The sequence below is a fragment of the Hymenobacter saemangeumensis genome (genome assembly GCF_039541835.1).
GTDB classification, from domain to species: Bacteria; Bacteroidota; Bacteroidia; order Cytophagales; family Hymenobacteraceae; genus Hymenobacter; species Hymenobacter saemangeumensis.
On the sequence record NZ_BAABGZ010000013.1, the window covers coordinates 151,873 to 176,289 of the forward strand.

The window sequence follows — 24,417 nt, forward strand, 5'->3', positions numbered from 1 at the left end:
TAAACTCGCCAATGAATTCTTTATTTCATTCGGAATGACTCTGAAATTCCTATTTTTGCCGCCCCGAACTAGTTGCTGCCCTACCTATCAAACCGCCTTATGAAGCAGGTAAAAATCCAGATTCCGTCGCTCGTTGAGAATATCCGGGTTGTCGAGAGCTTTATCGACAACTCCAAGGATACGTTTCAGATTGAGGACGATATCTACGGCAACATCATGGTAGCCGTGACCGAAGCGGTGAACAACGCCATCCGCCACGGCAATAAGTTCGACAAGGACAAAAACGTGTACTTGTCGCTGTACGTGGAGCCCCAGCAACTCAAATTCGAGATTGAAGATGAGGGTGCCGGCTTCAATTACGACAACCTGGACGACCCCACGGCGCCCGAAAACCTGGAAAACCCGGGTGGTCGCGGCATCTTCCTCATCCGCCACCTGGCCGATGAGGTGGAATTCAGCAAAGAAGGCCGCCGGGTAGAGCTGACGTTCCAGCTCACGCCCACCCCGGCCGACGAAAACTCCACGGCTGACCATATCGCGGCATGAGAGACCAGACTCCGGTAGACCCGCCTCACCACGACGCCTTCCCGCCCGAAGGCCTGCACCACGAAGCCCCCGGCATCGAGTTTATGGTGGAGGATGTGCCGGATTTTGCCCTCACCGATGCCGAAGACCTCATTGCCTGGGTTGAGCGCATTGCGGCTGTACACGAGCACCGCATCGTGCAGCTCACCTACATCTTCTGCTCCGACGAGTACCTGCACAAGCTCAACGTGGAGTACCTCGGGCACGACACGCTTACCGACGTTATCACCTTCGACAACGCCGACGACGCCGACATCCTGGAAGGCGACATCTTCATCAGCGTGGAGCGGGTGCGCGACAACGCCCAGGAGCTGGGCCACTCCTTCCGCGACGAGCTGCACCGCGTGATGATTCACGGCGTGCTGCACCTGCTCGGCTACCACGACAAAGACCTGCTGGCCCAGACGGCCATGCGCAAGAAGGAAGACTACTGCCTGTCGCTGCGCAACTTCTAGTGCCGCTGCCGTTTTCTTGTAATTTTGACCGACGCCCGCTTTATGCGGGCGTCCGTTTTTTTATCCCTTACCCGGCCACTTTCCATTCGTGGCATCCATGTCTGCCCTCGCCTTATGCCTGCTGCTCCTTCAGCCCTCCCCATGATACGGGGCGAAGCCCTGGATTTTTACCTGAGCCGGGGTTACTACCGCATGCAGCAGAACCTGTTCACCTGCGACTTTGTGCCCTTCGATGGCAGGGTGTACACCGCGCACTGGCTGCGCCTGAACGTAGCCGGGGTAGGGTGGGGAGCCGAGCAGCGCCGGCTTTTGCGCCGCAATGCCCACCTGACGACGGTAATCCGACCCTTCCGCCCCAATGCTGGCTATGAAGAGCTGTACGCCCGCTACCGGCAAAGCATTTCGTTCGACGCCTCCCCAACCGTGGAGGAGGTGCTGCTGGGTGGGGAGGAGCACAACGCGTTTAACACCCAGGTGATGGAGGTGTACGAGGGCCCGAAGCTTATTGCCGCCGGCATTTTTGACTACGGTGCCCGTACCCTGGCCGGCATCGTCAACTTCTACGACCCGGCCTACCGGCGCCATAGCCTGGGAAAATACCTGATGCTGCTGAAAATTGAGCACGCCCGGCAGCTGGCCCTTGACTATTACTACCCAGGCTACGTGCTGCACGACTACCCCAAGTTCGACTACAAGCTCTTTCCCAGCCTGGAAGCGGCGGAGGTGTACGACAGCGTCCGGGGCCGGTGGCTGCCCTTTGCCTGGGCTACGGTAGCGGCGCACTCAGCCGAGCTGCTAGCTGAGTGGCTACCCGAAGAGCTGCGAGAAAAATATTCGCAGTAGGGGCTAAGCGGCCATCCCGCGCAACCTGGCAGGGCTGCTGACACTCTACCGGTCGGCAGCTTCAGTTGGCTTTGGCAACGCTGCACCCGCCGTCGTACTGCGAGTCATTTTAACCCAAGCCAAGCTCCAGCGCGCCGGCAGCAGCAGCTCCCCCGATGATGCTCCAGGAAAGCCAGTCGGTAAACTCATTGCGCGGGTGCCGCAGAAACACCAGGTGCAGCCCGGCGTGCACAACCATAAACAGGCTCATCCCGCTTATAAAATCCGGGTGGCTTGTCTGGCCGGCCACTGCTGCTAGTATCGCATAGAAGAGCGGAACATGCGCCAGGAAAAACACGCGCTTTCCCCACTCGTCGCTTAACAGCGACATGCCGGGGAAAATGCGCCATTCCCGGCACCGCACGGCATCCATCTCGTGCATAAGCAGCAGCGAAAGCCCCAGATAAAAAGCCGGGTGTTCGGTCATACTCGGTATGTTTTTAAGGCGTCGGGTGCCATCAGGCGGAAATGATTTTCAGGCGGGCTACCGGGCCGGTATCAGCGCTTCGTACTGCAGCTGGTCGGCCGGCAGCTTTTGCCACCTCAGCAGGCCATACGCCAGCGCCAGGCCGCAGCCCCCCCCCACAGTATCCAGGCGGCGCCGAGCAGCACTACGCCAGAGGATTCGCCATACAGGGATTGCCGAAACGTGAGAGCCAGCCCATCGAGCAGGGTGGCAATGCCCGTCATCACCACGGCGGAGTCGTACAGCTCGGGCGGCGACAAGCGCAGCAGCCCCTTTGCAATGAGAATAAACAGCCCGCTCAGCGGCAGCGTGGCCGCGAACAGCACCAGCAGCCGTACCGGGTGCCCGGTGAAAAAGTACCGGCCGGCGTAGCGCACAAATAAGGCTGCCAACAGCCAGAATACGATTCCCAGCAGCAGAGAAAGCAGGAGTTTGCGGGTGTTCATAACAACCAAAGGGCTTGATGAGTGACAGGGGCAAAGGAAGCCGCTTCATCGCCCGGGCCGTGAGGGGCAAACGTGGGAAAAGCTGGTAAAAAAGGAGGAATCAGCCCTGCCGGTACTGCTGCGGCGAGCAGCCAGCGGCCTGGCGGAACACTTTGCTGAAGTAAGCCGGGTCTTCGTAGCCCAGCTCGGCGGCAATGGCGGCTACGGGGGCCGTGGTGTAGCGCAGCTGGTAGCGGGCTTCGAGCATTTCCATGGTGCGCAGCCATTGGCTGGGCGAGCGGCCGGTGTCGGCCGTCACCATCTGGCTTAGGTGGCGTGGGGTGATGCAGAGCAGGTTGGCATAGTTCTGCACTTGTTTGAGGCGGCGAAAGTGCTGGCCTACCAGCTCCTTGAACTCCCGGCTGATTTGCTGCCCCCGCGTGAGCGTGCTGCCGCTTAGTGCGGTTACGGCGGGCGCATACTCCCGGTTGACGAGCACCAACAGCTCCAGCAGGTACAGGCGCAGCAGCAGCACGTGGTCGGCCTGCTGCCCGACGCACTCGGCCTGCATTTTGGCAAAGAGCGCCTGCGCCTGCTGCCCGGCGGCCGCCGAGAGCCCAAACACCGGAAGCCCGGCGGGCTGAAAGAAGCCGAAGCCATCGAGCAGGGTACGGTTCAGGTGCGGGCTGCTCAGGAAGTCGTCGGTGAAGACGCAGTACACAAACTCCAGGTCGGGGGACGGGTTCGAGTAGCTGATAATCTGCCCGGGGAAGGTGCACACCGCGGTGTGCGGCTGCAGCTCGTAGCTGTGCAGGCCGATGGTTTCCCGCACCGTGCCGCTGAGCGTTATGCCAAAGGCGTATTGCATGATGAGCACCGGCGGCAGGTCTGGCGGCATATCGAGCTGCGAAAACAGCTGAAACCCATTGCGCGCTGTCAGCTCGCCGGGTACCTGCTGCAGGTTGTGAATGGGAATCATGCGGCAAACCAAGGTTAGCGGGCTAAGATAGGCGCCGGGCTGGCTGACCTCAGCACCCCGGTCTGCTGGCACGTTTGCCTGCATTGTTCAACGGCTGGTTTTACTGCCGCGGGGCAACTGGTCTCGTTTTCAAGGCCCATCAGTTGGGGCTAACGGTCGTGCTTACACCCAAAAACCTGCCCCCGCAAGTCGTTTCACGTGAAACTGGCTGCCCGTTTTTGATTTCGTAATTTTGTGCCGGGGAAAAACCAGCTCGCAAATTCTTAGCAGAGAATTGTTTTGACTTTCTCCCTGGCTGCTTAGCCGAAGCAAAGTGCTAGCCAAGCGGCAAAACCTGACTTAAAAATTATCGGCGCTTCTGCTCCGTTTGCCAAATACCGGGCCGCTGGGCACAATTCACCCCTACTTATCTGTTGCCTTCTTCCAAGCAACCCTATACCATGTTTCAATCCACCGAATACGACGTCATTGTAGTAGGAGCCGGGCACGCCGGCTGCGAAGCCGCCGCCGCCGCCGCCAAGCTGGGCTCCAAGGTGCTGCTGGTAACGATGAACATGAACACCATCGCGCAGATGTCGTGCAACCCGGCCATGGGCGGGGTAGCCAAGGGGCAGATTGTGCGCGAGGTGGATGCCCTGGGCGGGCAGTCGGGCCTCATCACCGACCGCACCATGATTCAGTTCCGCATGCTGAACCGGTCCAAAGGGCCGGCCATGTGGAGCCCCCGCGCCCAGAGCGACCGCATGCGCTTTGCCGAGGAGTGGCGCCTGACCCTGGAAGGCATTGCCAACGTCGACTTCTGGCAGGAAGCTGTGACGGGCCTCGTGGTGGAAAACGATACCGTGGTAGGCGTCAAAACCCAGCTTGGTATCGAGTTCCGCGGCAAGGCCGTGGTGCTCACCAACGGCACTTTCCTGAACGGCCTCATCCACATCGGTGAGAAAAACTTTGGGGGCGGCCGCGCCGCCGAGAAAGGCAGCCGCGGCATCACCGAGCAGCTGGTAGAGCTGGGCTTCGAAGCCGGCCGCATGAAAACCGGCACCCCGCCCCGGGTAGATGGCCGCAGCCTCGACTACTCCAAGATGGAGGAGCAGGGCGGCGACGCCGTGCCCAGCAAGTTTTCCTACCTCGACACGCCGCCGCTTACCCGGCAGCGCCCCTGCTACATCACCTACACCAACGAGCGGGTGCACGACATCCTGCGCGAGGGTTTTGAAAAGTCGCCCATGTTCCAGGGCCGCATCAAGGGCCTGGGGCCGCGCTACTGCCCGAGCGTGGAAGACAAAATCAACCGCTTTGCCGACAAGGACCGTCACCAGATTTTCGTGGAGCCCGAGGGTTGGAGCACGGTGGAGTGCTACGTGAACGGCTTCAGCTCGTCGCTGCCCGAGGATGTGCAGTACCGCGCCCTGCGCGAAATCGCCGGCTTCGAAAACGCCAAGATGTTCCGCCCCGGCTACGCCATCGAGTACGACTTCTTCCCGCCCACCCAGCTGAGCCTGACGCTGGAGACCAAGCGCGTGGCCAACCTCTACTTCGCGGGCCAGATTAACGGCACCACGGGCTACGAGGAAGCCGCCTGCCAGGGCCTCATGGCGGGCATCAACGCCCACAACAAGGTGCACGGCAAGCAGCCCTTCGTGCTCAAGCGCAGCGAAGCATACATCGGCGTGCTCATCGACGACCTGGTGAACAAAGGCACCGACGAACCCTACCGCATGTTTACAAGCCGCGCCGAGCACCGCATCCTGCTGCGGCAGGACAACGCCGACCTGCGCCTCACGCCCCTGGGCCACGCCCTGGGCCTGGCCTCCGACGAGCGTCTGGCCCGGGTGCAGCAGAAAGAGCAGCAGGCGGCCGAAGCTACCGAGCTGCTGAAAAGCTTCCCCGTCGAGATAGCCGACATCAACCCCTTCCTCGCGGAGCTGGGCTCGGCCGAGATACATGAGAAGACCCGCGCCGTAAACCTGCTGCGCCGGCCCAACGTGGAGCTGGCCGACCTGTGCCGGGCCCTGCCCGCCTTGGGCGAGGCCCTGGCCGGCTACAATGCCGAAGCTCTGGAGCAGGCCGTCATCAACATCAAGTACGAAACCTACCTGGTGAAGGAAAAGCAGCAGGCCGACCGCATGCAGGAGCTGGAAAACTTCGTGATTCAGGGGCGGCTCGACTACCGGGCCATGCCCGCCCTCAGCCACGAGGCCCGCGAAAAGCTGCTGCGCATTCAGCCCGAAACCATTGGGCAGGCCTCGCGCATCAGCGGTATCTCCCCGGCCGACGTGTCGGTGCTGATGGTATACCTTAATCGCTGATTGCCGCTGATTATTTTGATTTCGCTGATGGGATTTCGCGCGGTTTAGGCGGCTTCACTCCCGGCTGTGAGCGGCACAAAAACAAGTGAAGCGCAGGCCAAAGGAATTTGCGAACTTTGCCCAATAGAATAAAACAACCAGATTTTGCGCCAGTCGAATCAGCGCAATCAGTAAAATCAGCGATAATCAGCGATTGTGGGGTACGAACGATTAGATAAGTGCCCGGTTTGTGGCAAAACCGAGTTTCGCAACAAGCTGGTAGTGGAGGATAAGACGGTGAGCCGCGAAAGCTTCGCCATTGTGCAGTGCGAGGCCTGCAGCTTTCAGTTTACCAACCCCCGGCCCGGCGTGGCCGACATTGGGCGCTACTACGAGTCCGATGCCTACGTGTCGCACAACAGCGCCGCTGCCGGCTTCATCAACCAGGCCTACAAGGTGGCCCGCTTCTTCACCATGCGCCGCAAGGTGGCATTGCTGAACAAGCTGGCTGCCCGCCGGGGCAAGCTGCTCGACTACGGCTGCGGCACGGGGCACTTCCTGGCTGCCGCCAAGAGTGCCGGCTGGAAGGTGGCCGGCCTGGAACCCAACGCCCGGGCCCGTGAGGAAGCCACCAGCCGCCTGGGCGGCATTGCCATCAGCCAGGAAAGCCTGGTGCAGTTTGAGCAGGGCAGCTTCGACGCCATCACGCTCTGGCACGTGCTCGAGCACGTGCACACCCTGAACGAAACCCTGGCCCAGCTCATCGCCCTGCTCAAGCCCGATGGCGTGCTGCTCATTGCCGTGCCCAACGTGGAAAGCCTCGACGCCCAGCACTACCGCGAGCACTGGGCGGCCTACGACGTACCGCGCCACCTCTACCACTTCGCCCCCAAAACCATGGCCCAGCTGCTCAAAAAGCACAAAATGGCCATCAGCCACACCCTGCCCATGCCCCTGGACGCCTACTACGTGAGCATGCTCAGCGAGCGGCACCTGGCCGAGCGCCGCGGCGGGCTGCTGTCGGTGCTGAAAACGGGCTACAAGTCGAACCAGTACGCGGCCGAGCACGGCGGGCAGTACAGCAGCCTGCTGTACGTAGCCCGGCGGCGCCCCGCCACCACCCCAGCCAGCTGATGCGGGGGGCGGGCGTACGTCGGCTGTTGCTGCTGGCCGGGCTGCTGCCCGCTCTGGCCCTGGCGCAAGCCGCCCCCCCGGCTCCGGCCGACAGCCTGCGGCCGGCCCCTACTTTTTCCGTCGATACGAGCCGCACGGCCAACGTCGTTACCCCAACGAACGAGCCCAGCGACAAGGTGACCCGGCCCCTGGCTATTCGCATCACGGCGGCCATTGTGCTGCTCACGCTTTCTACGCTTATTCTCTACAATGTCCGTTCGCGCTGACCTGCTGGCTTTGCTTGCTTTTGCCGCCTTGCTCGAAGGCTGTGCCGCCGTGGCCCCGCCCCAGGGCGGGCCGCGCGACACCGTGCCGCCCCGGCTCATCTCCAGCTCGCCCGACAGCGCCGCCCGCAACGTGAAGCAGCGCTACGTGCGCCTGGTGTTTTCGGAAGCCATTCAGCTGAAAGAGCTCAGCAAAAACCTGCTCATCACGCCCCAGCTGCCGGCCGACAACCCCTACAAGCTGCGCGAGGAGCGCAACGCCGTGACGCTGCTGTTCGACAAGCCGCTGGATGAAAACACCACCTACTCCTTCAACTTCCGCGACGCCGTAGTAGACGCAACGGAAAGCCTGCCGGCCCGCAATGCCGTGCTCAGCTTCAGCACCGGGGCGGTGCTCGACTCGGGTGCGGTGCGCGGCTCCGTAGCAGATGTGCTGACCACCCAGCCCGTGGCCGACGCGGTTATTGGCCTCTACCGCGCAAGCGACACGGCCAGCGTGCGGCGTGCCAAGCCCTATTATCTTACCCGTACCGACAAGCAGGGGCAGTTTGCCCTGAGCTTCCTGAAAGCCGGCCGCTACCGTATTTACGCCCTGGCTGATAAAAACCAGGACGGCCGCTACCAGGAAGGAGAGAAAATAGCCTACCTCGCCGAGCCCATCACGGTAGGAGGGAAGCTGGCCGAGCCCATTGCGCTGCAGCTCACCCAGCCCGACCGGCGCGGGCCGTTGCTGGCCAGCCAGCAGCCCGGCCCCACGTCCCTGCGGCTGAACTTCAACGAAGGCCTGCGCGCGGCGGCATTGGCTCCCTTGCCTACTACCACGCCGGCCGCCGCTCAGTCGGCCAGCGAGGCCCTGCTGCTAACGGAGAAAGGCCGTACGCTGCTCGTCTTTAAAACGCCGGCCCTTGCCGAAGGCCGCTACCTGCTGACGGCTACCGACAGTACCGGCAACGCCTCCCGCGATACACTCAATGTGCGTTTTTCGGTTCCGGCCGCCACGGCCCGCAAAGCCGCAGCCACGCCGCTTTATGCGGTAGAAGGAACGCCCCGCAGCGTGTACCGGCAGGGGCAGGTAGTGTTCCGGTTTCAGGTGCCGGTGCGCATCGCCCCGGGCCGCCCCTTTGGTACGCTGGTCGAAGATTCCACCCGCCGCAAGCCCCTGGCGCTGCCGGCCAATGGCACGCTGAGCCCCGACCGTACCCTGCTGACGGTGCGGCTGGATACCCGGGCGAAGAGCCGGGTCGACGTGCTGCTCGACAGCACCGCCGTCACGGCCGTTACCGGCCAGTCGCTGCAGCTGCGCCCCCTGCGCCTTTCCCTCACGGAGGAAGCGCCCACCGGCACGCTCAGCGGCACCATCACCACCCAGGAGCCCCGCTTCGAGCTGCAGCTGCTCGATGAGAAGCTGCAGGTTGTGCAAAGCCTGGCCTCGCCCAAGGGCAGCTACCGCTTCGACAACATCGCCCCCGGCACCTACCGCCTGCGGGCCTTGATTGACCGCAACGGCGACGGCCGTTGGAACGGCGGCGATTCCAACCTGCTGCTGCCGCCCGAACCGGTTTACCTGCACTCAAAATCCCTGCAGCTGCGGGCCAACTGGGAGGTAGAGGAGAAGCTCAGCTTCTAAAAGCGCGGTGAAAGAGCTGGCCCCTGTACGCTACGTACAGGGGCTTTTTTTTGCATATTCCGCCGCAGTAGCCGGCATTGGAAAAGGCTACGCTGTGAGCACCCCAACAGGGCTCCGCCGCCTAGTAGAACCTGGTGTCATGAACTCGTAGTGCTTCGGAGCTCGGTGGGTTCTTATCCCGCTAAACCCGCCGGATGAGTAGCAACCAACAAAGCGTAGGAGAGGAGCAAGGAAGAAGACCAGGCGCTTGTCAGGTGAGATTCACACGCTGACATAGGCCGCCTAAGCCGAATGGCTTGTTTAAATGTAAAATTTAATTTATATAATTTATTAATATTATGCGGGTGCAAAACTTCTGTGCTCACCGCGTTTAGTGGATAACTTTTGTGTGAATCCAGTTACTGAGGCCATTTTTTGAAGAGAATCCTCGCTTTTTCCACTCGCTTTTCCACAGCCTTTTCCCAGCGGGGACAACTTGGGGGATAACCTGGGGGAAACGCCGGCTTAAGACGGGGATAAGTAGGGCAAAAGTTTTTTTGGTGCTTTCCCCCCCTTGGCAGGGGAATATCCACGTGGATAAGCGTGGATAACTCGGGGGGCCTCAACCCCACCATTCACATTGGGGAAAACGTGTGAATTGTGGATTTGTGGATAGCGCGTGGAGATGTTGAAAAACGAGGTAAAGTGTTGATTTATTGGACAATATTTTCCACAATGGCTGTGGATACACCGTGTATAAGCCAGCGGTTACCCCCAAGTTATCCGCCACGTGGATAACCTTTTGAGCTTGTCCACTTATCAACCGACCTAGTGAGTGGAAATAAAAAGACTTTTTAAAAAAAGATTTTAACAAAAATTTAAGTTTGGGGAAAAACCCGCATCAAGGGTTTTCTTCCGAATCAAGGTTTTTCAGCCCGCCAGGTTTTTCGACCCGGTCAGGTTTTTCAGCCCGTCAGGTTTTTCAGCTCAACCAGGTTTTTCACCCCCGCCCGGTTTTTCAGCCCGCACTCAAGCCCGCCTGGGCGCAGTTATCCACCGGGCGCCAATTCCCGTAGAGCAGGCAGCAACCAGTAGCGCGTATCATCGTGCCCTTCGATTACACCCTCGATTTCCACAGCATCGACTTCCGGGCCCGGCCCGAGCTGTACCGGGTGGGCGTGGGCGAGCAGGGCGTGCTGCTGGTGCAGCCGTATAAGGGCGAAATCCTGCCCTTCTGGCGCTTCAAAGACGCCGCCGCAGCCCAGGAGTCGTCGCGGGCCATCTACGCGCTGTTTGAGCAGTATTTAGCATCCGAAGATTTTGTGGGCGCCGACATGGCCCGCAAGTTTCTGCAGATGGGCTTTACCCGGGCCCGGCGCTACGCCAACCACCGCGGGGGCAAGAAGTACGACGGCCCGGTGCCGGCCGATAAGAAAGGCCAGAGCGGGGCCCACGGCCGTGCCGAGCTGCCCCGCACCAGCACGCCCGACCCCGACAAGGTGGAAGCCGCCGCCATCTTCAAGCAGAAGTGGGACGAGGCCAAAGCCCACCCCGAGTACCAGCGCCAGAAAGCCGCGTTCATAGCCCGCTACGGCAAGTAGAGTATTTACCCGGCCTTGTGCCAGCAGCTACCTACCTTTGCTCACTACCCTTCATCAATCAAGACAATGACACCCAACCAACCTTCCAGCATCGACGAAAACGAAATCATTCTGGGCACCGGCATGGGGCCGCTGCGCTTCGGCGCCACCATGGACGAGGTGCGCACCCTGGTGGGTGAACCGGAGGAGATAGAAGAGTCGGAAGACGACGACGAGTTCGAGCACCAGGCCTGGAACTACCACGAAGACGACTACCTGCTGTCGCTGTACTTCGACCGGGAAGACGACTTCCGCCTGAGCTGCATCGAAACCGACAACCCCAACATGCGCCTGTTCGACCAGGCCATCTACGGCTGGAGCGTCGACCAGGTGCGCGAGCTCATGCAGCGCAACAACCTGCCCGAGGCCGAGCTCGAAACCATGGAAGAAGGTGCCGTGCGCCTGTCCTACGAGAAAGCCATGATTGACCTTTACTTCGAAGAGGGCGAGCTGCAGTTCATCAACTTCGGCGTATTCATCAACGACGAGCTGGAAGTGCAGTGGCCTAAGTAAGGGCTGGTTATCCACAAAGACAGCGCTTTTTTGTGTGGATAAGTGGATAAACCGAGCGAATCGCCCCTTTTACCGGTTACTAAGCCCACTTTAGCGAGTTAAGTGTGCTTGCTAACCAATCCTTAGCAAATGAAAAAGGCCGTCTGCATGCAGACGGCCTTTTTTGTGTTTTGCCTGGACGAGCTTGCTAGTCCATCAAGGCGCGGAAGAGCAGGAACAGGCCGCCCGACAGGCACATGGTAACCGGCAGGGTGAGCACCCAGGCCAGGGCAATGTTGCGCACCATCTGCGGGTTGAGGTTCTTCACGCCGCGGTTGGCCACCATGCTGCCGGCAATGGCCGATGACAGCACGTGCGTGGTACTGCTGGGCAGGCCAAAGCCCGTGCTGATGCCAATCATGGAAGCGGCCACCAGCTCGGAGGAGGCGCCCTGGGCGTAGGTGAGGTGCTCCTTGCCGATACGCTCGCCAATGGTTGTCACGATGCGCTGCCAGCCAATCATGGTGCCCAGGCCCAGCGAGAGCGACACGATGAGCAACACCCAGAAAGGTGCATAGTCGGTAAACGACTTCATGTTGGTAATGGACTTGTCGTACACGCTGCGGTCTTCGGTGCTGAGGCTAACCTTGTCGGAGCCGAGCAGCTTCTTGGCACGGTTGGAAAGCAGCAGAATGTCGCGACGAATTTCGAAGCGGGTCTGCTGGGGCAGCTCTTCCACCCGGGTTTTGCCAGCGAAAATGCGGTCCAGGTCATCGGTCTGGGCCTTCACTTCGGTCAGCAGCTTCTGGTCGGCGGGGCTGAGCTCGGCGGCATTCACGCGGCTCATCACATACTCCACCTTATTCAGGGAGTCACGCAGGTCCAGGGGGTTCTTCTTCTGGTCGAGGGCAAAGTAGGTGGGCACAATGCCAATCAGAATCAGCATAATCAGGCCCACACCTTTCTGTCCGTCGTTGGAGCCGTGGAAGAAACTCACCAGGGTGCAGGTCACAATCAGGATAAGGCGAATCCACAGGGGCGGGGGCTTGCGCTTGTGAGGCTCCTTGAAAATCGTTTTGGACTTCACGAAGCGCTTCAGCATGAACATCATGCCGATGGTAAGCGAAAAGCCCAGCAGGGGGCCTACGAGCAGGGCAATGCCCGTTTCGCCGGCTTTGCCCCAGTTCACGGCCGCGCCCTGCCCGTTGGGCAGCAGCGAAAACGCAATGCCCACCCCCAGGATAGAGCCGATTAGGGCATGCGACGACGACGACGGCAGGCCATAGTACCAGGTGCCCACGTTCCAGATAATGGCGCCCACGATGAGGGCCCCCACCATGGCGATGCCGTGGTACACGTTCTGGTCGATGAGGCTTTCGACGGGTAGCAGGTACACGATGCCCATGGCCACGGCAATGCCACCGGAGAACACCCCGATGAAGTTCCAGAAAGCCGACCAGACCACGGCCGCCCAGGGCCGCAGGGTGTTGGTGTAGATAACCGTGGCCACGGCGTTGGCCGTGTCGTGAAAGCCGTTGACGAATTCAAAGGCACAGGCTGCCAGCAGGCAGATTCCTAATAACAGGAGTACGTGCGGCTCTAAACCAAACATAAAGAGCGGGTTGGTGATACTTTGTTTTTCATGGGAGTTCAAAGGTAAAGCCGCCCGGGGGCTTGGTCGTGTTACGGAATTGTGACCGCAGCTTTTGACGAATTTGCCGGATAAGAACGGATTCAGCTGAATTTCGGCCCACCCGGCATTTTCCGGCGCTTGCCATTGCGAGAATGCAGGCAAGCGGAATTGTTTGCAAGTGTTTGATTATGTGCTGTATGGTTTGGAAGTAAACCGTTATTTTTCGTGAAATCCGTTAAAATCTGCGGTCTATCTTTGCCGCCATGAACCCAGCAATCGAAACAACTCAGCTTAAGGATATCGTGGCCCACGCCAAGGAATACGGCTTCGTATTCCAGTCATCGGAAATCTACGACGGTTTGCAGGCCGTGTACGACTACGGCCCGAATGGGGTGGAGCTGAAGAACAATCTCAAGCGCCTGTGGTGGGAGGCCATGACCCAGCTGCACGGCAACGTGGTGGGCATCGACGCCGCCATCTTCATGCACCCGCTCACCTGGAAAGCCTCGGGCCACATCGACGGGTTTAACGACCCCATGGTGGACAACCTCGACTCGAAAAAGCGCTACCGGGCCGACGTGCTGCTGGAAGAGAAAGCCGCCGAGTACGAAAACGCCGGCGACCCCGCCCGCGGCGCCGCCCTCACCGCCGAGATGGGCCGCCTGCTCACCGAAAACGACCTGGCCGGCGTGCGCCAGCTTATCATCGACGAGAAGATTCTCTGCCCCGTATCCAAGACCGGCAACTGGACCGAGGTGCGGCAGTTCAACCTGATGTTCTCGACCCAGGGCTCGGCCGTCGACTCCGACGCGCCGCCGGTGTACCTGCGCCCCGAAACCGCCCAGGGCATCTTCGTCAACTTCCTGAACGTGCAGAAGTCGGCCCGCATGAAGATTCCCTTCGGCATTGCCCAAATCGGCAAAGCCTTCCGGAACGAGATTGTGGCCCGGCAGTTCATCTTCCGCATGCGGGAGTTTGAGCAGATGGAGATGCAGTTCTTCGTGCGCCCCGGCACCGAGATGGAGTGGTACCAGACCTGGAAGGCTTCGCGCCGCCGCTTCCACGAGGCCCTGGGCCTGCCCGCCGCCAAGCTGCGCTTTCACGACCACGACAAGCTGGCCCACTACGCCAATGCCGCCGTCGACATTGAGTACGAATTCCCCTTCGGCTTCAAGGAAATCGAGGGCATTCACTCGCGCACCGATTTCGACCTGGGCCAGCACCAGGCCCTGAGCCGCAAAAAGCAGCAGTACTTCGACAACGACATCGACGAGGCCACGGGCAAGCCCTACGGCAACTACGTGCCCTATGTGGTGGAAACCTCGGTGGGCGCCGACCGCCTGTTCCTGGCCACGCTCTGCCAGGCCTACCAGGAGGAAACCATCACGGAAGGCGAGGGCGAGGCCCAGCAAACCAAAACCCGCACCCTGCTGCGCCTGCACCCGGCCGTGGCCCCGGTGAAGGCCGCCATTTTCCCGCTGGTGCGCAAAGACGGCCTGCCCGAGAAAGCCGAGCAAATCTTCAACGAGCTGCGCTTCGACTTCCGCGTGGTGATGGAGGAGCGCGACGCCATTGGCAAGCGCTACACCCGCCAGGACCTTATCGGCACGCCGTTCTGCATCGCCGTCGACCACCAGACCCTGGAAGACGACACCGTGACCGTGCGCCACCGCGACTCCCGCGAGCAGACCCGCATGCCCATATCGGCCCTGCGCGGCTACATCGGTGAGGCCGTGAGCTTCCGCCGCGTGTTCGAGCTGCTGTAATTAAGGCCTTCACAGCCACTTCAGACGCATAGGGCGAGGGATTCCCGCTGCTCGAAAAAAGTTCCTTCTGGCTCAAAAAACCGCTGCTTTCGGTAAGCTATTTGCTTACCGAAAGCAGCGGTTTTTGATTTCTGAATATCTATCCACTCTTTTTTTTGTCTGCAATGATGCACACGTTTACAAGTCTGTTAAGGGGTAAAAAGCTGGCAGTAGTGGGGCTGTCTTTAGTCGCTACCGTAGCCGCGGCCAGCTCGCCCCGGCCCGTGGGCCCTGCTCCCGACTCGGGGCCGCGCTTTATTCCCAACCAGAAGCAGTGGGAAAAGCCGGTGCTGTTTGCGGCCGACGTGCCCGGCGGCCGCCTGTTTCTGGAGCGCGGCAAGCTGACGCAGGCGCTCTACGATACCAGGCAGCTCGACGAGCTGCACCACCACAGCCCGGCATCCGACGCCCGTGTGCGGGCCCACGCCTACTCCGTGTCGTTTGAGGGCGCCGACCTGGGGGCTGCCGTGCGTGGCGAGGAAGCCACCGGGGAAGTAAACAACTACTTCCTGGGCAATGATGAAAGCCGCTGGGCTACCAACGTGCCGGCCTATGCCGCCGTGCGCTACCAGAAGCTCTACCCCGGCACCGACCTGCGCTTTTATACCCGCGACCGCACGCTGGAGTACGACTTCGAGCTGGCTGCCGGGGCCGATGCCGGCCGCATTCGCCTGCGCTACCGCGGGCAGCAGGGCCTGCGCATCGTCGACGGCGCCCTGCACATCCGCACCTCGGTGGGCAAGGTTGTGGAGCAGCGCCCGTACGCCTACCAGCTGATTGGGCAAGTGAAAAAGCGCGTGCGCTGCGAGTACGCGCTTGCTGATAACAACACCGTGACCTTCCGCCTGCCGGCCGGCTACGACCACAGCAAGCCCCTGGTTATTGACCCCGTGCTGGTGTATTCGACTTACAGCGGCTCCACGGCCGGCAACTACGGCTACACGGCTACTTACGACTCCCTGGGGAACCTGTACGCCGGTGGGGTGGTGTTTTCGACCGGCTTCCCGGTTACGATGGGCGCTTACGACGTGAGCTATGCCGGCTCACAGGACATGGGCATTATCAAGTTTAACCCCTACGCAACCATAGGGGCTGCCTCTCGGGTGTACGCTACCTACATCGGTGGTGCCCAGGCCGACCACCCGCACAGCATGGTGGTAGACCGCAACAATAACCTAGTTATCCTGGGCTCGACGGGCTCGACCGATTACCCAACCACGCTGAATGCCTATGACCGTACCCTGAACGGCACCGACATTGTGGTAACCAAGCTGAATGCTGCCGGCTCGGCCCTGGTAGGCAGCACCTTCCTGGGCGGCACCGGCACCGACGGACAGCTGGTTAGAGCAAGCATACTATGGAAAAACTATGGCGACGAGTATCGGGGCGACGTTATTGTGGACCGTCAGAACAACATCCTGCTGACCTCGGTAACTGAGTCCAGCAATTTCCCCATTCAAGGCGGCATACAGAGTACCCGGAGCGGGGCCCGCGATGCCGTAGTGGTGAAGTTTAACCCCGGCCTGACGGCCCTGGTGTGGAGCACTCTGCTGGGCGGCTCCGGCGATGACACCGGTTATTCCATGCAGGTAGACAGCGTGAATAACGTATTTGTGAGCGGTGGCACCACCAGCGGCGACTTCCCCGGGCGGGCGGGTGGCTTCCGCTCCAATTACCAGGGGGGCACCGCCGATGGCTTTATTGCACGCATCACCGCCGCTGGCGACGATTTGGTGCAGTCCACGTATCTGGGTACCACGGCCTACGACCAGGCCTATTTTGTGCAGCTCAACCGCCAAGGCGAAGTATACGCCTATGGCCAGACCCTGGGCAACTACCCGGTTACCGCTGGTTTGTACTCCAATCCGGGCAGCCGGCAGTTTATTCAAAAGCTAAACGCCCGCCTCACCAATGGCATTTTCTCGACGGTGATTGGCAACGGGCCCGGGACCGATGTCAACCTGTCGCCTACGGCCTTCCTGGTCGACAACTGCGGACAGATTCTGCTGTCGGGCTGGACGGCGCAGGGAAACATGCCCGTGACGCCTAATGCCATTCAGAGCACGGGGGGCAGCGGGACTACTTCTACCAGCTTCGCGGCTTATTTCTACATTGCCCAGCTTTCGGGCAATGCCCAGCAGCTGGTGTATGGCACTTACTTCGGTAATGGTAACAGCCACGTGGACGGCGGTACCTCCCGCTTCGATAAAAAGGGTATTATCTACCAGTCGATGTGCGTAGGAAGTGGCTCGGGTTCTTTGCCCATTACTAGCAATGCCTGGTCGTCATCGATAGGAAGTGGTGCTGGCTACAACAACGCCGCCTTTAAAATCGACGTGCTGCAGCTCGATGCCAACTTCTTCCCCTCGCCCATTCCCACCAATAACCCCCTGTTTACGCAGCGGGAGCAGTGCGCCCCGGCCCGCTTCTACTTCAACCGTCCGTCGGTAGCCGGTACGGCCGCGCAGTGGGATTTCGGCAATGGCCAGACTTCTACCCAGCAAAACACCGTGAGCGTGGTGTACAACAACCCCGGCCGCTACGCCGTCCGCCTGACCGTATTTGACCCCAACAGCTGCCTGCAGAGCGTTTCTTTCGTGGATACGGTGAAGGTGCTCGGGCTGCCCCGGGCTGCCGCGGGCCCCGACAAAACGGTGTGCCCGGGCGTAAGCGCCACCATTACCGTGGCCGATGCCGGAACACGTGCCACCTACACCTGGAGCCCGGCTACCGGTCTGAATACCACTACGGGCCGCACCGTAATTGCGACTCCGACGGTGACCACGCAGTATATCGTGCGGGTAAACATTCCCGGTACCGTAAACTGTACGGCCGCCGACACCGTGGTGGTGAACGTGCGCCCCAACCTGGCCGTTTCCGCGGGGCCTGACCGCGACATCTGCGGCGGCACCGCTACCACCCTCACCGCGCCGGACTTTGGCACTGGCACGGTGTACAGCTGGTCGCCCGCCACCGGCCTGAGCTCTACCAGCACCCGCTCGGTAAGTGCCAATCCGGCCACTACCACCACCTACACCGTGCAGGCTACCGATGCCAACGGCTGCACCGGCCAGGCCACGGTAACCGTGCGCGTACCGGCCCGCCCCAACCTGGCGGCTACCGTGAGTTCGCCCAACCTGTCGGGTAAGCCCGTCACGTTTGTGAACACCACCACCGGCGCCACCAGCTACCGCTGGGAATTCGGCGACAACTCCCCCGTGAGCACCGAGGTGAACCCCACGCATACCTACGTGACCAACCGCGCCACCACCTTCCAGGCCCGCCTGACGGCCATCTACGGCCCCAGCTGCGAGGAAAGCATCACGCTGCCGGTGCCCGTGCGCGCCTTCGACCTGCCCAACGTCATTACCCCCAACAGCGACCAGCTCAACGACACGTTCCGTCCCTTCGTAAGCAACCAGCTGGTTGATATCGAGATTTTTAACCGCTGGGGCCGCAAGGTATTCGAGCAAAAGAACTACGTCGATGGCTGGGGCAGCAACAACGAAGCGGCAGGCATGTACTACTACCGCATTGTGGCGGCCAACGGCGAAACCTGGAAAGGCTGGCTGGAGCTGGTACGATAAGCACCGCCTACTTTACCCTCTTGCAAGCAGCCCCCGGCACCAAGCCGGGGGCTGCTTCTTTTTTCCGGCCGGGGGAGTGGCGGGCAGCACATGACTGCCCCGCCCGCCCCTTGCGTAACTTTGCCTTTTTGCAGGGTTTATGTGGGCACAACTCGCCTTATTCATTATCCGGTTCCGCCGCACACTCATTGGGGTGCTGGCCCTCATCACCGTGTTCATGGCCTGGAAAGCCAAAGACGTGGAGATGACCTACGAGTTTACCCAGGTGGTGAGCCCGCAGGACCCGGAGATGGTGTATTTCCAGGGCTTCAAAAAGATGTTCGGCGAAGACGGCAACGTGCTGGTGGTGGGCCTGCAGGACAGCTCGGTGTACCGGCTGGGCAACTTCAACGAGCTGCGCAGCCTCACCGACACCCTGGCCAAAGTACCCGGCGTGAACGGCGTGCTGAGCGTGACCAAGCTGCTGCAGCTGCAGCGCGACACGGCCAGCAACCAGTTCCAGGCCACGCCCATCTTCAAAACCTTCCCCCGCTCGCAGCAGGAGCTCGACAGCCTGATGCGGGTGGTAAACCGGGTGGAGTTCTACAAGGGCCAGCTGATTTCGCCGCGCACCGGCGCCACGCTGCTGGCCCTGACCATGGACCCGGCCTACCTGAACTCCTCGCGCCGGCAGGCCGTGATGCAGAACATTCTGACGCACACCCACGCCTTCGAGCAGAAAACCGGCATTCGCCTGCACTACGCCGGCCTGCCCTACGTGCGCTCCACCATGACCAGCAAGGTGGCTTCGGAGATGAAGCTGTTCACCTTGCTGGCCCTGGCCGTAACCGGGCTCACGCTGCTGGCTTTCTTCCGCACCTGGGCCGCCGTGGTGTTTCCGCTGCTGGTGGTGAGCGTGGTGGTTATCTGGTGCGTGGGCTCCATTGTGCTGCTGGGCTTTAAAATCAACCTGCTCACGGGCTTGATTCCCAGTATCATCGTGGTGATTGGCATTCCGAACTGCACCTACCTGCTGTCGCGCTACCACTACGACTTCCGCAAGTCGGGCAACCAGGTGCTGGCCATGACGCGGGTAATCCGCAAAATCGGGCTGGTGACCTTGATGAACAACACGACCACGGCCATCGGCTTTTTCGTGTTCTGCCTCACCGACATTGCCATTCTCTACCAGTTCGGGCTGGTGGCCACCATCAACATCTTCGTGGCCTTCTTCATCAGCCTGATTCTGATTCCGGCGGTCTTTACTTACCTGCCCCCGCCCACGCCCAAGCAGCTAGAGCACCTCGACGCGGCCCCGCTTACCAAGCTGCTGGAGTTCTTTGAGTACGTGGTGCTGCACCGCCGCCCTACGGTGTACGTGACGGCCGCCGCCCTGGTGCTGCTGGCCCTGATTGGCGTGCGCCGCATCGAGGCCGTGTCGTTTATGGTCGACGACCTGCCCAAGAAAAGCACCGTCAACTCCGACCTGACCTTCTTCGAGCGCCACTTCAACGGGGTAATGCCCCTGGAATTCGTAGTCGACACCCACAAGAAGCGCGGCCTGCTCAAGCTCAAGAACCTGGAGAAAATCAACCAGTTCGAGAACTACCTGCGCACCCAGCCCGAGCTGACCTCGCCCATCAGCATCGTTACCTTCCTCAAGGCCACTACGCAGGCGTACTACAACGGTGACCCGCAGTTCTACCGCCTGCCCGACAACTCCGAGAAAAACTTCATCCTGAGCGCCCTGGCCGGCTCCAAGGGCAGCGGCGCGGGCATGGACAGCAAGCTGCTGCGCTCCTTTACCGACAGCACCGGGCAGCAGGCCCGCATCAAGCTCCAGATTGCCGACATCGGCTCGCGCAACCTCGACACGCTGATGAACCAGAAGATTCTGCCCGAGATGCGCCGCATCTTCAACGGCACGGGCATGGACGTGCGGCCCACGGGCACTACTATCATTTTTACCAAGGGCAACGAGTACATTATCAATCAGCTGGGTGAAAGCCTGCTCATTGCCTTCGGCCTGGTGGGCCTGGTGGTGCTGCTGCTGTTCCGCTCGGCCCGCACCGTGCTGTTTGCCCTGATTCCGAACGCAGTGACGCTGATAATCACGGCCGGCGTGATGGGCTACTTCGGCCTGCCGCTCAAGCCGGGCACGGCCCTGATTTTCGTTATTGCTCTGGGTATTGACGGCGACAACTCCATTCACCTGCTGGCCAAGTTCCGGCAGGAGATGGCCGCCAATGGCGACCGGGTGCGCGAGGCCGTAGCCGCGTCGCTGCGCGAAGCCGGCACCAGCATGATATACACCAGCATCGTGCTGCTGGTGGGCTTCAGCATCTTCGCCTTTAGCGAGTTTGGCGGTACCAAGGCCCTGGGCCTGCTCATGTCGGCTTCCCTGCTGATTACCAACTTTTCCAACCTGATTCTGTTGCCCGCCATGCTCATCACCTTCGAGCATGGCAAAGACAACACCATCAACCGCAAAGCCCTGGTACACCACTACGACGAATCCTACCACGAAGAAGACGACGACCTGGAGCTGAATCTGGAACGCATGAAGCTCAACAAAGGACAAGTGGGTGGAATAAATGCTGAAACTAAATAGAACGTCATGCTGAGCTTGTCGAAGCATCTCTACCACGAGAGTAAACCCAATCAAAAGGATTACTCCCCCTGGCAAGATGCTTAGCCTACGCTCAGCATGACGGCCATTCGGAAATAAAGACTGACCGAACCAACAATGAAATACCCCGAATACAAGCAGCCGCTCGATTACGCCAAAGTAGGCGAGGACATCCTCGCCTGGTGGAAGGCGCACGGCATCTTCGAGAAGAGCGTGAGCAGCCGCGAAGGCCAGCCCACCTTCGTGTTCTACGAGGGCCCGCCCTCGGCCAACGGCACGCCGGGCATTCACCACGTGATGGCCCGCACGGTGAAGGACATCTTCTGCCGCTACCAGACTTTGCTGGGCAAGCAGGTATCCCGCAAGGGCGGCTGGGATACCCACGGCCTGCCCATCGAGCTGCAGGTGGAAAAGGAGCTGGGCATCACCAAGGAGGACATCGGCAAGAAAATCAGCATTGAGGACTACAACCAGCGCTGTCGGGAGACGGTCATGCGCTTCAAGGCGCAGTGGGACGACCTGACCGAGAAAATGGGCTACTGGGTCGACCTCAACGACCCTTACGTGACCTTCGAGCCGGAATACATCGAGAGCTGCTGGGCCCTGCTCAAAAAGCTTTACGACAAGGGCTTGCTGTACAAGGGCTACACCATTCAGCCCTATTCGCCGGCCGCCGGCACCGGCCTCAGCTCCCACGAGCTGAACCAGCCCGGCACCTACCGCGACGTGAAGGACACGACCATCGTGGCCCAGTTCAAGGTGTTGCGCGATGAGGCATCGGAGAAGCTGTTCGCCGACGCGGAAGGAGAGGCCGAAACCTTCATCCTGGCCTGGACAACCACGCCCTGGACCCTGCCCGCCAATACTGCCCTGGCTGTGGGCAAGAACATTCCCTACGTGCTGGTGCGCACCTTCAACGCCTACACCGGCCAGCCCATCCGGGTGGTGCTGGCCAAAGCGTTGCTGAGCCGCCACTTCTCGGAGAAAGGCGCCGAGGCCGCGCTGGAAGAATACAAGCTGGGCGACAAAGTGCTGCCCTGGCGCCAGGAAGCCGAGTTCAGCGGCGCCGACCTGGTGGGCATCAAGTACGAGCGGCTGTTTGGGCAGGACGCCGGTTTCCCAGCCTTTGAGGGCGAGGAAAACGGCTTCCGCGTCATCCCCGGCGACTTCGTGACCACCGAGGACGGCACTGGCATTGTGCACATCTCGCCCACCTTCGGCGCCGACGACTTCCGGGCCGCCCAGCAGGCCGGCGTGCCGGCCCTGCTGGTAGCCGACGCCGAGGGCAAGCTCGGCCCCATCGTGGACCGCACCGGCCGCTACGTGCCCCAGATGGGCGAGTTCGGCGGCCGCTGGGTGAAAAACTACGACGGCCACGACGAGTCGGCCGCCGACTACCGCACCCTCGACGTCGACATCAGCGTGCGCCTCAAGGAGCGCAACCGCGCCTTCAAGGTGGAGAAGTACGAGCACACCTACCCGCACTGCTGGCGCACCGACAAGCCCGTGCTCTACTACCCGCTGGATTCGTGGTTTATCAAAACCACGGCGGTGAAGGACCGGCTTATCGAGCTTAACAAAACCATCAACTGGAAGCCGGAAAGCACCGGCTCGGGCCGCTTCGGCAACTGGCTGGAAAACCTGGTGGACTGGAACCTGAGCCGCTCGCGCTACTGGGGCACGCCCCTGCCCATCTGGCGCACCCAGGGCGGCGACGAGGAAATCTGCATCGGCTCGGTGGAGCAGCTCAAGCAGGAGATTGACAAAGCCGTAGCGGCCGACATCATGACCCACAACCCCTACGCCAACGGCGAAAAGGTGGATTTGCACCGCCCCTACGTCGACGACATCTTTCTGGTATCTCCCAGCGGACAGCCCATGTACCGCGAGACGGACCTCATTGACGTGTGGTTCGACTCCGGCGCCATGCCCTACGCGCAGTGGCACTACCCGCTGGAAAACGGCGAGAAATTCCAGAAGAACTTCCCCGCCGACTTCATCGCCGAGGGCGTGGACCAGACCCGTGGCTGGTTTTTCACCCTGCACGCGCTGGCCGTGATGCTGGAGGACTCGGTGGCGTTCAAGAACGTGATTGCCAACGGCCTGGTGCTCGACAAGAACGGCAACAAGATGAGCAAGCGCCTCGGCAACGCCGTGGACCCCTTTGCCACCATCAAGCAGTTCGGGCCCGATGCCACCCGCTGGTACATGATTGCCAACGCCCCGCCGTGGGACAACCTCAAGTTTGACCCCGCCGGCGTGACGGAGGTGCAGCGCCGCTTCTTCGGCACGCTGTTCAACACCTACTCGTTCTACGCCCTCTACGCCAACCTCGACGAGTTTCAGACCCGCGAGTTCGACCGCGTGCCCTACGCCGAGCTCAGCGAGCTGGACCGCTGGGTGCTAAGCAAGCTGCACTCGCTGATAGGGGAGGTGCGCGGGCACTACGACGCCTACGACCCCACCAAGGCCGCCCGCGCTGTGCAGGATTTCGTGACCGACCAGCTTTCGAACTGGTACGTGCGCCTCTCGCGCCGCCGCTTCTGGAAAGGCGAGCTCACCACCGACAAGCGCGCGGCCTTCGAGACCCTGCAGGAATGCCTGGTGGTGGTAGCCCAGCTGATGGCCCCGATTGCCCCGTTTTTTGGCGAGTGGCTGTACCAAAACATGACCAACGGTATGCGGGCCGAGGCAATAGCCAAGAACACGCCCCTGGCCCCGGAATCGGTGCATCTGACGCTGATGGTGGAGCCTACCGCTTCCCGCATCGACGCCGCCCTGGAAGAGCGTATGGACCTGGCCCAGCGCATCAGCTCCCTGGCGCACTCGCTGCGCAAAAAGTCGGTGCTGAAAGTGCGGCAGCCTTTGCAGCGCATCCTGGTGCCGGTGCTGAACGACAGCACCAAGCAGCAGGTAGGCCTCGTGGAAGACCTTATCTGCGCCGAAATCAACGTGAAGCACGTCGAATTCCTCGACGATGAGAGCGGGGTGCTGGTGAAGTCGGTGAAGCCCAACTTCAAGCGCCTCGGCCAGCAGTACGGCCCGCGCCTGAAGGCCGTGGGTGCCCGCATCCAGCAGATGACGGCCGAGGAAATCAGCCAGCTCGAAAAGCAGGGCAGCCTGGACGTACTCGTAGACGGCGAGCCCATTACCCTGTGGCCCGACGACGTGGAAATCCGCACCGACGACCTGCCCGGCTGGCTCGTAGCCACCGACGGCCCCCTCACCGTGGCCCTCGACGTGACCCTGACCGAGGAGCTGCGCCAGGAAGGCCTGGCCCGCGAGCTGGTGAACCGCCTGCAGAACCTGCGCAAGGACTCCGGCCTCGAAGTACAGGACAAAATCCGCGTCACGCTGGCCGACCAGCAGCCCGAGTTGACGGCCGCCGTGGCCGCGTTCGGCGACTATATCCGCACCGAAACGCAGGCCCTGGCCCTGGATTTCGCGGCCGATGTAAGCGGCGGCTCCGTGCTCGAATTTGATGACTATTCGGTGCCTGTTCGCCTGGAAGTCGCAACTGCCTGATTCTAAATGGCCCGGCGAAGACCTAAAATCTTCGCCGGGCACAT

17 protein-coding genes are annotated in these 24,417 nt (G+C 61.1%); 13 read left to right on the top strand and 4 right to left on the bottom strand.

The window, feature by feature from the left end:
- The first annotated feature begins 99 nt into the window (after window positions 1–99).
- From ABD919_RS05060 to ABD919_RS05070, 3 genes are all read left to right on the top strand, one after another.
- Window positions 100–546: an ATP-binding protein gene (locus ABD919_RS05060; protein ID WP_345234396.1), complete on the top strand. Its 447-nt coding sequence runs from the start codon at window positions 100–102 to the stop codon at window positions 544–546.
- A complete protein-coding gene (gene ybeY, locus ABD919_RS05065) occupies window positions 543–1,040 on the top strand; it encodes an rRNA maturation RNase YbeY (RefSeq protein ID WP_345234398.1) in 498 nt (165 codons plus the stop codon). Before ABD919_RS05060 ends, ybeY begins: the two co-directional genes overlap by 4 nt.
- 114 nt (window positions 1,041–1,154) lie before the next feature.
- Window positions 1,155–1,883 (top strand): GNAT family N-acetyltransferase, encoded by a 729-nt coding sequence (locus ABD919_RS05070; protein ID WP_345234400.1) that lies wholly within the window; start codon window positions 1,155–1,157, stop codon window positions 1,881–1,883.
- Between the two features lie 109 nt (window positions 1,884–1,992).
- Here the strand turns inward: ABD919_RS05070 and ABD919_RS05075 are convergent, their stop codons facing one another.
- The 3 genes from ABD919_RS05075 to ABD919_RS05085 form a co-directional block, all read right to left on the bottom strand.
- Window positions 1,993–2,349, bottom strand: a complete 357-nt coding sequence (locus ABD919_RS05075) for a DUF6713 family protein (protein ID WP_345234401.1) — start codon at window positions 2,347–2,349, stop codon at window positions 1,993–1,995.
- Window positions 2,350–2,465: 116 nt separating this feature from the next.
- Window positions 2,466–2,834 carry a hypothetical protein gene (locus ABD919_RS05080; RefSeq protein WP_345234404.1) on the bottom strand — a complete coding sequence of 123 codons (369 nt, stop codon included), beginning with the start codon at window positions 2,832–2,834 and terminating at the stop codon, window positions 2,466–2,468.
- A 100-nt stretch (window positions 2,835–2,934) separates the two neighbouring features.
- On the bottom strand, window positions 2,935–3,792 hold the full coding sequence (locus tag ABD919_RS05085; RefSeq protein ID WP_345234406.1) for a helix-turn-helix transcriptional regulator: 858 nt from the start codon (window positions 3,790–3,792) through the stop codon (window positions 2,935–2,937).
- Window positions 3,793–4,232: 440 nt separating this feature from the next.
- On the opposite strand from ABD919_RS05085, the gene mnmG reads away from it, so the two are divergent.
- The 6 genes from mnmG (at window position 4,233) to ABD919_RS05115 (ending at window position 11,236) form a co-directional block, all read left to right on the top strand.
- Complete coding sequence (mnmG, locus tag ABD919_RS05090) at window positions 4,233–6,101, top strand: tRNA uridine-5-carboxymethylaminomethyl(34) synthesis enzyme MnmG (protein WP_345234408.1); 1,869 nt, start codon at window positions 4,233–4,235, stop codon at window positions 6,099–6,101.
- A gap of 195 nt (window positions 6,102–6,296) precedes the next feature.
- The gene (locus ABD919_RS05095) at window positions 6,297–7,214 is read left to right on the top strand and encodes a class I SAM-dependent methyltransferase (protein WP_345234410.1); all 918 of its coding nucleotides are present in this window, start codon (window positions 6,297–6,299) and stop codon (window positions 7,212–7,214) included.
- Window positions 7,214–7,480 carry a hypothetical protein gene (locus ABD919_RS05100; RefSeq protein WP_345234412.1) on the top strand — a complete coding sequence of 89 codons (267 nt, stop codon included), beginning with the start codon at window positions 7,214–7,216 and terminating at the stop codon, window positions 7,478–7,480. The genes ABD919_RS05095 and ABD919_RS05100 overlap by 1 nt, the downstream gene beginning before the upstream one ends.
- On the top strand, window positions 7,464–9,104 hold the full coding sequence (locus ABD919_RS05105) for an Ig-like domain-containing domain (protein ID WP_345234414.1): 1,641 nt from the start codon (window positions 7,464–7,466) through the stop codon (window positions 9,102–9,104). The genes ABD919_RS05100 and ABD919_RS05105 overlap by 17 nt, the downstream gene beginning before the upstream one ends.
- A gap of 1,085 nt (window positions 9,105–10,189) precedes the next feature.
- Entirely contained in the window at window positions 10,190–10,684 is a 495-nt protein-coding gene (locus ABD919_RS05110) for a DUF4385 domain-containing protein (RefSeq protein ID WP_345234416.1), read from the top strand.
- 66 nt (window positions 10,685–10,750) lie between these two features.
- Window positions 10,751–11,236, top strand: coding sequence for a hypothetical protein (locus ABD919_RS05115; protein ID WP_345234419.1), 486 nt, complete (start codon window positions 10,751–10,753; stop codon window positions 11,234–11,236).
- Between the two features lie 187 nt (window positions 11,237–11,423).
- Here ABD919_RS05115 and ABD919_RS05120 read toward each other — a convergent pair whose 3' ends face one another.
- Window positions 11,424–12,827, bottom strand: coding sequence for an inorganic phosphate transporter (locus ABD919_RS05120; protein WP_345234421.1), 1,404 nt, complete (start codon window positions 12,825–12,827; stop codon window positions 11,424–11,426).
- A 284-nt stretch (window positions 12,828–13,111) separates the two neighbouring features.
- Between ABD919_RS05120 and ABD919_RS05125 the strand changes: the two genes are divergently transcribed.
- From ABD919_RS05125 to ileS, 4 genes are all read left to right on the top strand, one after another.
- Window positions 13,112–14,614: a glycine--tRNA ligase gene (locus tag ABD919_RS05125; RefSeq protein ID WP_345234423.1), complete on the top strand. Its 1,503-nt coding sequence runs from the start codon at window positions 13,112–13,114 to the stop codon at window positions 14,612–14,614.
- A gap of 164 nt (window positions 14,615–14,778) precedes the next feature.
- A complete protein-coding gene (locus ABD919_RS05130) occupies window positions 14,779–18,240 on the top strand; it encodes a DUF7948 domain-containing protein (protein WP_345234425.1) in 3,462 nt (1,153 codons plus the stop codon).
- Between the two features lie 139 nt (window positions 18,241–18,379).
- Window positions 18,380–20,830 carry an efflux RND transporter permease subunit gene (locus ABD919_RS05135; protein WP_345234427.1) on the top strand — a complete coding sequence of 817 codons (2,451 nt, stop codon included), beginning with the start codon at window positions 18,380–18,382 and terminating at the stop codon, window positions 20,828–20,830.
- 135 nt (window positions 20,831–20,965) lie between these two features.
- Window positions 20,966–24,373 carry an isoleucine--tRNA ligase gene (gene ileS, locus ABD919_RS05140; protein WP_345234429.1) on the top strand — a complete coding sequence of 1,136 codons (3,408 nt, stop codon included), beginning with the start codon at window positions 20,966–20,968 and terminating at the stop codon, window positions 24,371–24,373.
- Window positions 24,374–24,417 lie beyond the last annotated feature (44 nt).